General features: G+C 66.3%; 14 protein-coding genes. 11 read left to right on the top strand and 3 right to left on the bottom strand.

Annotated elements, in window-relative coordinates; all coding sequences use genetic code 11:
- Positions 1 to 31: 31 nt before the first annotated feature.
- From AC07UK_RS01145 to AC07UK_RS01100, 10 genes are all read left to right on the top strand, one after another.
- Positions 32 to 1,543: a thymidine phosphorylase family protein gene (locus AC07UK_RS01145; RefSeq protein ID WP_436223079.1), complete on the top strand. Its 1,512-nt coding sequence runs from the start codon at positions 32 to 34 to the stop codon at positions 1,541 to 1,543.
- A gap of 444 nt (positions 1,544 to 1,987) precedes the next feature.
- Positions 1,988 to 2,440, top strand: a complete 453-nt coding sequence (locus tag AC07UK_RS01140) for a pyridoxamine 5'-phosphate oxidase family protein (protein ID WP_494685402.1) — start codon at positions 1,988 to 1,990, stop codon at positions 2,438 to 2,440.
- A 130-nt stretch (positions 2,441 to 2,570) separates the two neighbouring features.
- Positions 2,571 to 3,422, top strand: a complete 852-nt coding sequence (locus AC07UK_RS01135; protein ID WP_494685403.1) for a TPM domain-containing protein — start codon at positions 2,571 to 2,573, stop codon at positions 3,420 to 3,422.
- A complete protein-coding gene (locus tag AC07UK_RS01130; RefSeq protein WP_494685404.1) occupies positions 3,422 to 3,685 on the top strand; it encodes a GYD domain-containing protein in 264 nt (87 codons plus the stop codon). Before AC07UK_RS01135 ends, AC07UK_RS01130 begins: the two co-directional genes overlap by 1 nt.
- Before the next feature lie 8 nt (positions 3,686 to 3,693).
- Entirely contained in the window at positions 3,694 to 4,809 is a 1,116-nt protein-coding gene (gene ald / locus AC07UK_RS01125; RefSeq protein WP_494685482.1) for an alanine dehydrogenase, read from the top strand.
- Positions 4,810 to 5,122: 313 nt separating this feature from the next.
- Positions 5,123 to 5,329 (top strand): universal stress protein, encoded by a 207-nt coding sequence (locus AC07UK_RS01120; RefSeq protein WP_494685405.1) that lies wholly within the window; start codon positions 5,123 to 5,125, stop codon positions 5,327 to 5,329.
- Between the two features lie 43 nt (positions 5,330 to 5,372).
- On the top strand, positions 5,373 to 5,651 hold the full coding sequence (locus AC07UK_RS01115; protein WP_436221853.1) for a DUF1488 family protein: 279 nt from the start codon (positions 5,373 to 5,375) through the stop codon (positions 5,649 to 5,651).
- A gap of 360 nt (positions 5,652 to 6,011) precedes the next feature.
- A complete protein-coding gene (locus AC07UK_RS01110) occupies positions 6,012 to 6,851 on the top strand; it encodes a universal stress protein (RefSeq protein WP_436221852.1) in 840 nt (279 codons plus the stop codon).
- 83 nt (positions 6,852 to 6,934) lie between these two features.
- Positions 6,935 to 7,603 (top strand): dienelactone hydrolase family protein, encoded by a 669-nt coding sequence (locus AC07UK_RS01105; RefSeq protein WP_436221851.1) that lies wholly within the window; start codon positions 6,935 to 6,937, stop codon positions 7,601 to 7,603.
- Positions 7,604 to 7,665: 62 nt separating this feature from the next.
- The gene (locus AC07UK_RS01100; protein WP_436221850.1) at positions 7,666 to 8,025 is read left to right on the top strand and encodes an ElaB/YgaM/YqjD family protein; all 360 of its coding nucleotides are present in this window, start codon (positions 7,666 to 7,668) and stop codon (positions 8,023 to 8,025) included.
- Positions 8,026 to 8,027: 2 nt separating this feature from the next.
- Here AC07UK_RS01100 and AC07UK_RS01095 read toward each other — a convergent pair whose 3' ends face one another.
- From AC07UK_RS01095 to AC07UK_RS01085, 3 genes are all read right to left on the bottom strand, one after another.
- Positions 8,028 to 9,557, bottom strand: coding sequence for a bifunctional aminoglycoside phosphotransferase/ATP-binding protein (locus AC07UK_RS01095; RefSeq protein ID WP_494685406.1), 1,530 nt, complete (start codon positions 9,555 to 9,557; stop codon positions 8,028 to 8,030).
- Between the two features lie 96 nt (positions 9,558 to 9,653).
- On the bottom strand, positions 9,654 to 10,139 hold the full coding sequence (locus AC07UK_RS01090; RefSeq protein ID WP_494685407.1) for a lecithin retinol acyltransferase family protein: 486 nt from the start codon (positions 10,137 to 10,139) through the stop codon (positions 9,654 to 9,656).
- A gap of 442 nt (positions 10,140 to 10,581) precedes the next feature.
- Entirely contained in the window at positions 10,582 to 12,882 is a 2,301-nt protein-coding gene (locus AC07UK_RS01085) for a heavy metal translocating P-type ATPase (protein ID WP_494685408.1), read from the bottom strand.
- 211 nt (positions 12,883 to 13,093) lie between these two features.
- On the opposite strand from AC07UK_RS01085, the gene AC07UK_RS01080 reads away from it, so the two are divergent.
- Entirely contained in the window at positions 13,094 to 14,620 is a 1,527-nt protein-coding gene (locus tag AC07UK_RS01080) for a PAS domain-containing sensor histidine kinase (RefSeq protein WP_494685409.1), read from the top strand.
- Positions 14,621 to 14,694 lie beyond the last annotated feature (74 nt).

Below are 14,694 nucleotides of genomic sequence, written 5' to 3'. Positions count from 1 at the left end.
TCCAGGAATTCCCGGGCGGCTCGGCGATGTCGTGGCCGCCGCCGCGCCCCGCGAAGTGGGGGCGCTGGTGTTCCGGCCGCTCGAGATCGATACGTGGCAGGAGCATGTCATCTACATGCACCCGGATTGCCCCGTCTGCCGCGCCGAGGGCTTTTCCGCGCAGGCGCGCGTGCGCGTGCAGATCGGCGACAGGTCGTTGATTGCCACGCTGACGCTGCTGGGCGCGCCGCTGTTGAACACGGGCGAAGCGAGCCTGTCGGTGAGCGCGGCACGGACGCTTTCGGCACGCGCGGGCGATGTCGTGCATGTCACCCATGCGCCCGCGCTGGAGTCGGTGCGCGCACTGCGTGCCAAGATCTATGGCTGCCACCTGGACAGCGTCCAGCTCGACGGCATCATCGGCGACATCAGTGCAGGGCGGTACGCCGACGTGCATATTGCGGCATTCCTCACCGCCTGCGCGGACGGTCGCATGAGCCTGCGCGAGACCGTCGACCTGACCCGGGCCATGGTCCGGTCCGGCCAGCGCCTGAACTGGGACCGCGAGGTGGTTGCCGACAAACATTGCGTCGGTGGGCTGCCGGGCAATCGCACCACGCCGATCGTCGTGGCCATCGCGGCTGCGGCCGGGCTGCTGCTGCCCAAGACCTCGTCGCGCGCGATCACCTCGCCCGCCGGCACCGCCGATACGATGGAAGCCCTGACCCGCGTGACGCTGGATGCGACGGAACTGCGGCGCGTGGTAGAACAGGTCGGGGCTGCGTTGGTGTGGGGCGGCGCGCTGAGCCTGAGTCCCGCGGACGACGTGCTGATCCGCGTGGAGCGCGCGCTGGATATCGACAGCGATGCGCAGCTGGTGGCCTCAATCCTGTCGAAGAAGATTGCCGCCGGCTCCACCCACGTGCTGATCGACGTGCCGGTGGGGCCGACGGCCAAGATCCGCGAAGACAGCGAACTGGGGCGCCTGGATCTCGCCATGACCAAGGTCGCGGACGCGTTCGGGCTGAAGCTCCGGATTCTGCGCACCGACGGCTCGCAGCCGGTGGGCCGGGGCGTCGGCCCTGCGCTCGAGGCGCTCGACGTGCTGGCCGTGCTGCAGTGCCAGCCGACGGCGCCCGCCGACCTGCGCGAACGCTCGCTGCTGCTGGCGGGCGAGCTGCTGGAGTTCTGCGGCGCGATACCGCCCGGGCAGGGACGGCTGCTGGCCGGCAGCCTGCTCGAGAGTGGTGCCGCCTGGGCCCGGTTCCAGGCGATCTGTGAAGCGCAAGGGGGGCTGCGCACCCCGGGGCAGGCGGTGTTCCGGCGCGACGTGGTCGCAGCCCGCAGCGGCATCGTGACGTCTGTCGACAACCGGCACGTCGCGCGCACGGCGAAGCTGGCCGGGGCGCCGCGCCGGCAGGTGGCCGGGCTGGAACTGCATGTGCGCGCCGGCGACGAGGTCGTAGCCGGCGCACCGCTCTGTACGCTGCATGCCCAGGCGTCCGGCGAACTGGAATATGCGTTCAGCTACGCCCTGGCGCATGACCCCTTCCGCATCGAATAGCTCCAGTAGGCGGCCGGCAGCGGCCGCCCGCACCAGCAGTACCGGCACCGTCGATCTGCACACCTCGCCCTCGGCCACGCTGCCCATCACCAGGCGCCGGAAGCGGTTCCCGGGTGCGGGAGCGCAGACATTGCTTCCAGCTTAGGCGGGGGGTAGGCCGGTTGATGCAGGTCAGCGGGAGGGCGGTCGGCCGGCGAGGGGGACTCTGGGCTTCGTTGACAGCCATCAACACGCATGCGCTTGCGACCGCTACTTTGGAAATAACCCATAGCCGAAGTCGAGGTAGCTGGGGGGAGAGGCAAGACATGGGCCTGAACCAGCCATTGCTGTCGTGGAATGAAGAAGATGCGGGGCATTTGTCCAGGTACGTGCCGGCTGAAGGTCGCTCCCCGGCCATGCCGGCCCCGTTGGTGTTGTTTGTACTGGCGTAACAGGGGACCAAATATGGACGAAGAGATCAGACAGAAAATCCTGACCTTGTTGAGCCAACACAGGATCATGACGCTTGCGACCCTGAGGCCGGACGGCTGGCCTCAGGCTACCACTGTGGGTTATGTTAATGAGGGTCTCACGCTCTACTTCCTCTGTGGTCCGAGCAGCCAAAAGGCGGCCAATCTGGCATTGGATGACCGTGTCTCGCTGACAATTGATCACGATACGCCAGATCTTATGGCGATTACCGGCCTGTCCATGGCGGCGCACGCGCAACTGGTGGTCGATGCGGCCGTAGCGGAGAGAATCCTCCGGATGTTCCCATTGAAGTATCCGGAACAGATTGCCTTGCCGGTGCCGATGCCAACCGCTGAGGATGTCCGAATATTCAGGGTGACTCCCACGGTCATTTCCGTGCTCGACTATTCCAAGGGCTTCGGACATACGGATCTTGTCACGTGCTGACCTCTGGGTCCCCTGAGGGAAATCAAGAGACCTGTCGTCGCGGAGGTGTCCCGTGCGCAAGATATGGGCGGTGCTCGTAATGCTAGCCATTAGTCGGTGCCGCTGCGGCCAGCGCCCCCGGTTGTGCCAGTTGAACCCGCGCACGGCCGCGCGCGGCCTACTTCTGGCGCTGACTGCCCTAGTGTCTCTCGGAGTCATCGCCGAGGTTGCCGTTCCGTCATTGACGGCGCGAGTGACTGACCTGACTGGTACGCTAACGCGTGAACAGCAGGCGTCCCTGGACCAGACGCTGCAGGCCTTCGAAGCCAGGAGGGGAGTTCAGGTTGCAATTCTCATGGTTCCCACTACTCGACCGGAAACCATCGAACAGTATTCGCTTCGCGTGGTCGAGCAATGGAAGCTGGGGCGCAACCGCGTTGATGACGGCGCGCTGCTCATCATCGCCAAAGATGACCGCACGCTTCGTATTGAGGTGGGTTACGGGCTCGAAGGCGTCCTGACTGACGCCGCAAGCAAGCGCATCATCAGTGATGATATCGTGCCCCGATTCAAGCAGGGCGACTTCTATGGCGGTGTGTCTGCGGGCATCGACCGCATGCTTGGGGTCATCGAAGGGGAGCCACTGCCACCGCCGGAGCAAAAGGCAGGGGATACGGGTGACCCCGTCCGGCAACTGATGCCAATCCTGCTTGTGCTCACTCTGGTTCTGGGCGGGTTACTGCGTTCCATGCTGGGGCGCTTCCCGGGTGCGGTCGCGACGGGTGGGGCCGTTGGTGTGGTCGCGTGGATGCTTTCTGGCGCTATCTTTGCCGGTATCGTTGCGGGGGCAATCGCGCTCTTGTTCACGCTGATGGGCGGCCCGCACATGGGCTTGCTGGCTATTGGCGGCCGCTCGGGAAGATATGGCGGCAGGTCGGGCCCCGGGGGATTCGGCGGCGGTGGCGGCGGCTTTGGCGGTGGTGGTGCTTCCGGCAAGTGGTGATGGCAAACGTCAATCACATCTTGCGGCGTCTGCCGCGGAGTCGAACATGGCGATATTTGGATGTGAAATGGCTGGGCAGCTATGTAACCCTCGGGCCCTATAATTATTTCGATATCTTCGAGGCCAACAACATCGAGGCTGCCATGCAGGTGTCGGTCCTGGTGGGGGCGTATGGTCACGGAGAGACCTCGGTGCATCCGGCCGTGGACTGGGGGCAATTCAAGCACCTGGTGAGGAATCTGCCGGAATTACCACCCGTGTGAGCAAGGCCATGTGGATCGGCGTGCCCAAGGAAATCAAGGATAACGAGTACCGGGTTGGCTTGACGCCTGCCTGCGTGCGCGAACTTGTCAGCCGCGGTCACCAGGTCATGGTCCAGGCCGGGGCCGGGGCCGCGCTTGGCCTTTCCGACGCGCATTACGAAGCGGCTGGCGCGAAGCTGGCTGCCGATGCGAAGGCCGTGTACGACCGGGCCCAGATGATTGTCAAGGTCAAGGAGCCACAACCACGCGAGCTGGCGCTGCTCAAGGCTGGGCAGATCCTCTTTGCATACCTGCATCTGGCCGCGGAACGAGAGTTGACTGCCGCGCTGCTGCAATCCGGCGCAGTCTGCATCGCCTATGAGACGGTTACGGGGTCTGACGGTGGTCTGCCGCTGCTGGCTCCCATGAGCGAGGTCGCCGGCCGCATGTCAGTCCAGGTGGCGGCAGCCTACCTCGAGAAGCCGCACGGCGGCATGGGACTGCTGCTCGGCGGCGTCCCGGGTGTCGCGCCGGCACATGTCGTCGTGATCGGCGCCGGCGTGGTGGGCGCCAATGCCGTCCAGATCGCGGTTGGCATGGGGGCGCGCGTGACAGTGTTGGACAAGAATATCGAACGTCTGCGGCATCTCGGCTCGGTGTACGGCAATCGAGTCGTGACGGTCTACTCCAGCGCTGACAGTATCGAGCGCGCGTTGCTCTCGGCCGATGCGGTCATCGGCGCGGTGCTGGTGCCTGGCGCCGAGGCGCCCAAGCTGATCACGCGTGCGATGGTCGCGCGCATGAAAGCAGGTTCGGTGCTGGTGGATGTGGCGATAGACCAGGGAGGCTGCGCCGAGACATCGCGCCCGACCAGCCATACGGATCCGACCTATGTGGTCGACAGCGTGCTGCACTACTGCGTGACCAACATGCCGGCAGCCGTGGCGAGGACCTCCACCTTTGCCCTGAACAACGCCACGATCGGTCATGCGATGGCCCTTGCCGACAAGGGATGGACCCGTGCGCTCTCAGACGATCCCTGCCTGCGGGCCGGGCTGAATATCTGTCGCGGGAGCGTGACTTATGCGGCCGTCGCAAGCGCCCATGGCTACGCCCATGTACCCGCCGAGCAGGGGCTGACCTGAGCGGGGCCGACAGTATCGGCGGCAAGGCGCCATGCTCACCGGGATTGTGCGGCATGAAGACCGGTGGGCCTGCGCCCGTCGCTGACCCGGTCGGAGATCGGAACGGCCGGCCAGTGGGGACTTAGGGCTTCGTTGACTGGCATCAACCCGCATGTTCTTGCGACCGCTAATTTGGAAAGAGTCACAGCCGAAGCGATCATCGCGGAAGCAGACCACTGGGGCGCGGACCTGATCGTCATGGGCACACACGACTGCGGGGCAAAGCGTTCTCGCTGCCGCCGTCAGCCGGCTTGCCGCAGCAGGTATTCGCCACGTGACGCGGCTGCTCGGCAAGCCGATGGCCGAGGGCGACGTTGCTGCCACGATCGCGGCTGAAGCCAATGGCTGGGGCGCAGATCTGGTTGTGATGGGGACGCACGGCCGCCGGGGAGTGCGGCGACTCGTCATGGGCAGCGTCGCGCGAAGCGTGATCACTCTAGCCGTCGCGCCCGTCTTGCTGGTCCGTGCTGAGGAGGCGTAGGCAGGGCGAACAGACTATGGAGGGCGTTTTACGCCAAGAGACTATGCATAAGATCGATTTTGCCGGCGAGATTCCGGATTATTGCTCGACCGGACCGAGCCTGCGGTGTGCCGCGAAGGTGGACGGCTCGCCGGCGACCTATGAGATCACTGCGGAGGCGCTTGAGGATCATTTCGGCGCACGCTCGTACCGCAGTGAAGATTTGCTGCCGGCATTCATGGGCAACCGCCAGGACATTGAACGCGTTGCGGGAGCGCTGTTCGAGATGACAGGTGCGCAGCACATTGTGCTGCACAGCGGCCATTTTCGCTTCGCGGTATGAGGCGCACGTCGTGGCCGGCAGCCGCCGCCCTTGGAGCGGTGCGCGTCCTACAAGGAGCTACCCATGAAGAATCGCTTGCAGTCGTGCACGCCGGAAAAACGGCCAGGATGGCACAGGCTTGCCGCCTGCGCGTTGGTGGCGCTATGCACAGCGTGTACCGCCGTACCGGACCTGCTGCGGCCGCCGAAGCCACGCACTGCCGCGCTGGCGTCAGGCGGCCTGGGCCAACTCGTACCTGGTGCCAGCGGTATCGCCTGTAGCGCGGACACGAAGGCGGCTTGATGCATGACAAATCCGGGGCGGGGTGGCGATATAGATTCAAGGAAAGCTCCGTCCGGGGCTGCCTGATGGAGTCAATCCATGGACTACGCAACGATCCTGGTTCATCTCGATGCCGGCCGCCGCGTTTACGACCGGCTGCACCTCGCCACCCAGCTGGCGCTGGAGTTTCATTCCACGCTGGTCGGCCTGCTTGCCGTCGGCAAGCCGGATCCCACCGCCGTGCGCTACCTGGTGGACGGTGACCGCTATCTTGCCTCTTACAACGAATGGCGGCATCAGGTCGGCGAGCGGGCCCACCATGCCCTGATGGGCGCAACGGACGAGGTAGCCATCATTACGGAATGGCGGGCGCCGGACTGGGCCACGGCGGCGACGGTCCAGGCGGAGGCGCATCGGGCGGACCTTGTCATTCTCGGACAGCACGATCCCACCGATGAAGCCGCCTACGCCGAGCCCGGCTTTGTTGAATCCATTGTGCTGGAATGCGGGCGGCCGGTGTTGGTGGTTCCGTATGCGGGCCGGTTCCCGAGCGTTGGCAAGAACATCATGGTGGCGTGGAACGGCAGCCGCGAGTCGGCGCGGGCCATCCGAGATGCGCTCCCGCTCCTGCAGCGCGCGGGCACTGTGGAAGTGGTCTCGTGGACACCGTCCGGGGTTTTGAAGGGAACATGGATTTCGCCGCCTCAGCATGCCGTGGACTGGCTGGGTCGGCATGGCGTGGCGGTGCAGCTGTGCACGTTCGGAGCGGAAGATGGCGAAGACGTCGGCCAGTTGTTGCTCTCACACGCCGCGGACCGAAATGCTGACCTGATCGTCATGGGGGCCTACGGGCACAGCCGGGTGCACGAGCTGGTCCTTGGCGGTGTCACCCGCACGCTGCTCGGGTCGATGACAGTGCCGGTCCTGATGTCGCACTGAGACCGACTGCACGTGCACTGGCACAGGACGTGACGGTGGCGCGGCCGTTGGCAAGGACAGGAAGAGGGGGGAAGGGAAGTCTCATGCAGCACATCACCATCGAACAGGTGCGGATCCATATCGGCGACATCGCGCTGCCAGGCGATCTAACCCTGCCGGAAGCGGCATCCGGCCTGGTCCTGTTCGCACATGGCAGCGGCAGTTCGCGCTACAGCGTACGCAGCCGCGGGGTCGCAGCGACGCTGAATCGGGTGGGCCTGGGCACGCTGCTGTTTGACCTGCTGGCGCCGGACGAGGACGTCGGGAGGTCGAAGCGATTCGACATCGCCCTGCTCGGGGAACGCCTCAAAGCTGCCACGGTCTCGGCCGCGCACCTGACGCGCGAGCGCCACCTGCGGCTCGGCTACTTCGCCGCCAGTATGGGTGCTGCCGCGGCCATCCGTGCCGCCGCTGAGCCGCCGCCGCGCATGCGGATCGACGCGGTGGTGGCGCGCGGCGGCCGCGTCGACCTGGCAGGCCACGAGGCGCTGTGCCAACTGCAGGCCCCGACGCTGATGATCGTAGGCGAAGCGGATCCGGTGGTGCTGAAGCTCAACGCGCGCGCCACCGCATGGATGCAATGCGAGAAGCGGCTGGAGGTGATTCCCGGCGCCACTCACCTGTTCGAGCAGCCGGGCGCGCTGGAACAGGTCGGCGAGCTCGCCGGCAAATGGTTCTGCCAGCATTTTGCAGCGGCTGGCGAGAACTTGTAGTTCGACAGGATTCCATGGTGCCGTGCGATGCACGGCGACGACTCAGTGAAAAGGAGGCTGACATGAACGATACTCGCGCCGCGCTCTTGCTGCACAAGGAAGCACTAGCCCGTGATGCCAACACGCTGCTGGCGGATGTACAGGCATTGTTGCGGGATGTTGCCGATGAAGCCGGCACAGAGACCACGCAGGCACGCGCGCAGCTGAGCGCACGCCTGCACGCGCTCCAGGGGCGCCTGGCCGAGCAACGTCAGGCGGCGCGGATGCGTGTCTCGCAATGGGCCGACACCACGGATCGCTACGTCCACGCGCATCCCTGGGAGAGCATGGGCTCCGTCGCCGCGGTCGCGGCCGTGGCTGGCGCCCTGGTCGCACTGGCCGTCACCCGCCGTCAGCGCGGGCACGGTAAGCCTGGATGCTAGCGTCAGCCGCAGCCGGGTGCGGCGGGGCCGATAAAGCTGCCCGGCGAGGCGACGCAGGCACGCTCGGCTTCTGTCAGCGGCTCCTGGACACGCATCTGCCACGCCAGCACGCCGTCGTCGGCATCCGACAGGTCCGCGCCCGCCCGTGCACGAGCGGCGATGCGGGCGCGCAGCGTCTCAGGGCTGGCTTCGCAGGTGACGATGGCGAAGGGCACGCCAAGGCGGCGCGCCTGGGCAGCAAAGCGTTCGCGCTCGGCGCGGACCAGGAAAGTCGCGTCGGCAATCATCGGGAACCCGGCGCAGCAGCCGAGCCGGCAGACGGCGAGCAGGCGTCGGTAGGTCCGTGCCGTTTCGCTCGCGGCATACCAGCCACCGGCGGGCATCACGCCGCGGTGCAGGCCCTTGCGTACCGCGTCGGAGCGCACGCGTACCATCGACCCGGTCTCGCTCAACTGTGCGGCAACCGTGGACTTGCCGCTGCCGGACAGGCCATGCATCAGCATCATCGGCCCGCGACGGCGGCTGAGGCATCGCCATGCCAACGCCAGCAGCCTGCCAGCCTCGGCCTGCGCCGGTGCCATGGGCGCGCCCGCGGCGTGCTTCTGGCAGGCGCACTCCAGCAGCACGCGCGCGCGCACCAGGGCCCGCATGGCGAGATAGAAGGGCAATACGGCCAGCGCGCCGTAGTCTCCCGATTGCTCCAGGTAGCCGTTGAGCAGCCGGTAGGCCAGCGCCGGTCGGCCATGGTGCAGCAGATCCATGACCGGGAAGGCCAGGTCGCTGATGGTGTCGGTCCAGCGCAGAGCGGCGTCGAACTCCAGGCAGTCGAATGGCGTCGGCACGCCGTTCAGCAGCACGATGTTGCTCAGGTGCAGGTCGCCATGGCACTCACGCACATGGCCGTTGCGCAGGCGTACCCGGAACGCGCCTGTTAGCCGCGTGGCCTCGCTGCGCGCCCGCAGCGCCACGCGGCTGGCCAGGTGGGAGGCCCACGCCAGCCGCCCGATGCCGCTCAGGCACTCCGCAAGGGTCGCGTCGATGCGGGCCGGCGTGCCAAAGCCATCGGCCTGGGACGCGGGCGGCTGCGCCTGGTGGAAGGCCGCAATGCTGCGCGCCAGCGCATCGATATGGCCCGGCTCCAGCCGGTCCGCAGCGATCCTTGCGCTGAGCAGGTCTTGTTGGTCGAAGCGCTGCATCCGGACCGCATGTTCGATCGGCATGCCGCTGCCGCAGACGCGCACCGAGCCGGGCGAGGGGCCTGCCACGATCGGCACCACATCCAGGTACAGGGCGGGGGCGAACCGGCGGTTCAGGCGCAGTTCGGTCTCACAGTCGTCGCGGCGCGCCTGCGCGGTGGAGAAGTCGACAAAGTCGAACCGCACCGGCTTGCGCACCTTGTAGGCAAAGTCCCCGGCCAGGAAGACACGGGAGATATGCGTCTCGATGACCTGTACTGCCGGCGCCGGGTGGGCGTAGGCATCCGGCTGCTGCAAGGCGGCCGTCAACGCCGCGTCGTCCCATTGGCTCTCCATGTCCCTTGCCGCCTGCTCCCTTCCGCTGTTGTGAGTGCCACCTCAACTGCAGCCTCGGCACGCAAACTCTGCCTGCCAGCTCGCCCCCGCTGCGCCCTAGGCCGTCACGCGTGCGGCCAGATCCTGGCCCAGGATGCTCGCCGCACTACAGAGTACGCCCATGATAGCCAGTAGCGCGCGCCACGGGTGGCTCAGCAGCGCCTCCACTTGCTCGCTGCGGCTCTCGCCAGACAGGCACCACATGCAGAAGTGCTCGCAGTTATTGGTAAGAAGGCGGTAATCGTCCTCTCCAAGCCGCGCAGTCGCGCGCCGTATGATCTCCGCCTCGATGTACCTGGCTTGCGTGCCCGGCTCGACGCGGAAGCCGTAGCCGTCGGCAAAGCCGGCGAGGGTGGTCTTTTCGACCGGGCCGCAACGCAGGAAGCCTTTGAACCCGACATAGTGCACCACCTCGCCGTTGCCGACATAGATGCCGTGATGGACATAGCCACGGCGGTCCGTCTTCAGATGCGCGCCAAGGGGGATCTTCGTGGTGATTGCCGCAAGGCGCTGTGCAGGTCCGATATGGTGATCGTCGCTCATCGCTTTCCCCTTGTTGCCCTTTTTGCCCTTGCTGCGCTGGTCGCTCCTGGTTCGGTCGGCCCCTGCTCCTCGCCTGCCGCTGGATCCGTGTGCCTCCGTTTATGCCTGCAGTATCGTTGTCGGCCGCCGATGCCGAAATCATCCAGCGCCGAAAAAGCTGTCGGCATGGCGCCATGCCGCTTGTACGTGCTTTGAGACGGCGCTTGTCCGTCATGCGCACCCGGCCTGTCAGCGGAATCTGACGGGGACGCGGCAGCATAACCCGGTATTTCCCGGCCATTGTTGTGAGAAGGAGCATTCCCCAACATCCGCAACTGGTCTCGCCCAACTTTGGTTCAGCCGGGGTATCGCGCACTGGGTAGGATGCGAGGTGCGGTCGCTGAAGCGCCATCCTCAATGAACCTGCTTAGCCAGGTCACATACGCACGGTGCCGTCGCGAGCTCACTCCATTGGTGCGTCTTCGCGCAGCGCATGGAACAGCTCGTCTTCCTGCGCGCAGTGCACCCGCAACACGGCGTCGAGCCCGTAGAGCAGCCGCTGGTACTCCCTGATGCGGCTTGCGTCCGGCCCGTCGGGCGGCGAATCGTCGGCCATGTGCTGCAGCAGCCGGATTACGCGGAAGAGCTCGCGGTGCATCGCGCTCATCGCGGCCAGCGGATCATCGCCTCCGACCAGCCGCGCAAGATGCGGATAGAGCTGCGCGTCATCGTGCTGTTCGTGCGGCAAAAGTGTCCCGCTGAGGGATGCGCACAAGCGGCGCAGTTCCGTGCCCGCGGCGTGGCGGGGCATGGCTGGCAACCTGTCCGCGAGGCTGCGGATCTGTTCCATCAGCGGCGCTAGCGCGGCGTGCTCCTGGTTCAGGCGCTCGGCGTCGGCCGTGGACAGGCGTTCTGCCGGCACTGACGGGTCGGCGCGCAGGGCGCGCAGCGCATTGGCAATGACCAGCACATCGATGACCTCCTGCAGCATGGCGCCGGCCAGTGGCCGCAGGTAGCCGAACGCGGCAACCGCCATCGCGACGAACGACAGGCCCATGCCGGCCATGGCGCTTTGCACGGCCAGCCGGCGCGACCGGCGGGCGATGCGCACCGCGTCCACCAGCCGGTCAAGCCGGTCCACCAGCAGCACGACATCGGCGGCTTCCGAGGATGCCGCGGCGCCGCGTGCGCCCATGGCCACGCCGACGTCCGCGGCGGCCAGCGCCGGTGCATCGTTCACGCCGTCGCCCACCATCAGCACGGTGCCGTCGTGGCGCGCCGCCTCGATCGCGGCAAGCTTCTGCGATGGGGTGAGGTTGGCATGGACCTCGGTCACGCCCAGCATCGCGCCGACCGTCTCGGCGACGTCGGGCCGGTCTCCCGTGAGCATGGCCAGCCGCCGTATGCCCGCCTTGCGCAGCAAGCGCAACGCGCGCGGGGTGTCCAGGCGAATCAGGTCCACGAACTGCAGTGCCCCGACCAGCACGCCGTCGACCGTGACCAGCGAGAGCGAGGCGCCCTCGTAGGCCGCGCGTTGCAGCATGGCCTGGCACCACGGTGGCCCGGCATCGCCGCCGCCGGCAAAGGCGGGCGATCCCACCGCCACCACGTGCTCGCCGACCCGCCCGGCAATGCCAGCACCGGCGGTCTCGGTCACGCCCGACGGTAGGTCCAGGGCCAGGCCTCGCTCGCGCGCCGCGGTCGTGATGGCTTCGGCGACAACATGCCCGGAGGCTTGGGACAGCGAAGCGGCGACGCGCAGCACGTCGGGCGCAGGCCATCCGGGCGCGCTCTCGATGGCCGCCAGGCGGGCCCTGCCGCCCGTCAGGGTTCCAGTCTTGTCGAAGAAGAGGATGCTCGCCTGCGACAACCTCTCAAGCGCGCCGCCGCCCTTGACCAGCACGCCGCGCCCGGCGCAACGCGACACCCCGGACACAATCGCCACCGGCACGGCCAGGATCAACGGACAGGGGGTGGCGACCACCAGCACCGCCAGCGCCCGTGCGAGCTCACCGCTGGCAAGCCAGGCAAGCCCGGCGACGAGCAGGGTGACAGGCACCAGCCACAGTGCATAACGGTCGGCCAGCCGCGCCGCGGGCGGGCGCTCCGCGCGGGCGGTGCGCACCAGCCTGGCGATGCCGGCGAAGGTGCTGTCCCCCGCGGTGGTTGCTGCCACCATCTCGAAGGGGGCGCCCGCGTTCAGCACACTGCTGCGCACGGTCTCGCCGGCGAGGCGCGGCCGTGGCAGCGACTCGCCAGTCAGGGCAGATTCGTCCAGCGTCGCCTGGCCCAGCAATGCGCCGTCGACGGGCACCACTTCGCCATGCCGGACCAACAGGCGATCCCCCGGACTGACCACATCGAGGGAAACCGCGCGCCATTCTCCGTCCTCGAAGCGGTTGGCGGACTGCGGGGCGCGGCTGAGCAGGGCGGACATCTCCCGCTCGGAACGGGCCTGCGCATAGTTCTCAATCGCCCTGCCGCTTTCGATCATCAGGGCCAACACGGCGGAAGCGAGGAATTCGCCAAGCGCCAGCGCCAGCCCGATAGCCAGCAGCGCCAGGACATCGACGCCCGCTTCCTTCCGGCGCAGCGACCGCACGATGGCGACGATCAGCGCGCCGGCGACGACCAGCGCGCCAACCGCCCATGCGAGCCTCGCGGCGACCGCTTCGCCGAAGGCAAAAAGCAGCAAGCCACCGCCCAGCGTGCCGGCCGCGACCGGCAGCAAACTGAGGTCAAACTTGCGTAATCCGATGTGCATGGCGAACCCGATCCCTGCGTAACTGGTGCCGGTTGCTGGGCGACTCCCGCAGACGCCTTCAGATGACCGCCGATCCTGCCGCGCTGGCGGCTGCGCAATCCCGGCTGCGCGCCGAATCAGGCCCTGTGTAATGGTGATGTTAGTCCAACAGGCACAGGGGCCGATAATAGCCTCGACAGCTGGCAGGCCGGGCCAGCCCTGGAGATGGTCGATGGCTGCAGCGGCCGCGGTTCGCGGTGCCGGCGGAGATGATTCTGTACGGCGCGGACCCGCAGTGGCTGTCGGCGGTACTGCGGCATTCGCTCACTCCTTGATGCACGCGGCGATTACGGCGCATTTTCGGATCAAATTGCGCTTTAGCGGTTGTCACCCTATATATTTGGGGGTCGAGAAGGATTCCCCGACAATCATTGTCCATTCCATGAGCAACCCTTTGGCGCCTGCGGGCAAGGTGCAGCCCTCGTCCGAACGTTCTCACGCCCTTGCCATGGCGATTGGCATTGTGACGGTTGTTCTCTTCCTCGCGGCGGGATGCTTTTTGATGGCTACCGTCGAATGGTATCGGCAGTTCCTGGCGCCGTTGGTGCTTTTGACGGGAGTGGGCATCGGGCTCGCCGCGGGACTTTACTGGAGCCGGCTGAAGAAGCTCACATGGAGTAGTGATATCCAACGTGTGGCGGATAGCGAAGCCCAATTGGCGGGGATCATCCGATCTTCGATGGAAGCGATCATCACCGTGGACAGTGATCAGCGCGTCGTACTGTTCAATCCCATGGCAGAAACGCTATTCGCCTGGCCGGCCGAACTCGCGATTGGCCGCCCCCTCAGCGACTTCATCCCCGAACGCTACCGGGCCGCTCATGAGGAGCACGTGCGTCAGTTTGGGATCACGGGCGTATCGGATCGTCAGATGGGGCGTCAACGGGCACTCTACGCTCTGCGTCGTGACGGCACTGAATTCCCAATCGAAGCATCCATCTCGCAAACGGCCCACGAAGGCACGAGGCTATTTACCGTGATGCTGCGTGATATCACGGAGCGGGCACGCGCGGAGGAGGCCCTGCGCCGCTCACGGGAAGAACTGCAACAGCTTTCAGATGGGATACTCGCTGCTCGCGAGGAGGAGAGGCGCCGCATTGCGCGCGAGCTGCACGATGACCTGGGCCAGCGTCTGAGCGCGCTTAAGATGGACATGGCTATGCTCGGCGCGGACGTTGACGAGGGCCGGGACACAGCAGGCCTGCTAGACGAGATTGGTGCCATAAACGGCGTCATCGACAATACTGTTGCCTCGGTCCGACGCATTGCGAGTGACCTACGGCCGGCCTTGCTGGACGAGTTGGGTATGATTCCTGCCATTGAGTGGTTGGCCGATGATTTTGCCAACCGGTACGGATTGGCGGTGAGCGTGGACGGTGCCGAGGCTGACGTCCCCGGGCAGACGGCAATCGCCATGTTCCGCATTGTCCAGGAGGCATTGAGCAATGTCGTCCGGCATGCCGACGCGACCACCGTGCATATTCAGCTCACCCAGTCAGAGGGCCAACTTGTGTTGCAGGTGCAAGACAATGGGGTGGGCTGGGACAAAGTCCCCTCCGCAAGCGGGCCACGCAAATCGCTGGGACTCCTTGGCATCCGGGAGCGGGCACGCCTTCTGGGTGGCAGCTTCACCATCGACAGCACTCCCGGCAAGGGCTTTTGCCTAATCGTGCAAATTCCCCACGAAAGGGTGGCCTGATGCGACATGCCTCATGATTGGGGATGGCATCGCAGTTGTCCGGAATCAGGCCCCCATGTGCCGGGGTAATTCTG

This window comes from Cupriavidus sp. GW821-FHT07C08, assembly GCF_059419025.1.
The sequence above is the reverse complement of the archived record's forward strand: the minus strand, read 5'-3'. Positions and strand labels throughout refer to the sequence as shown.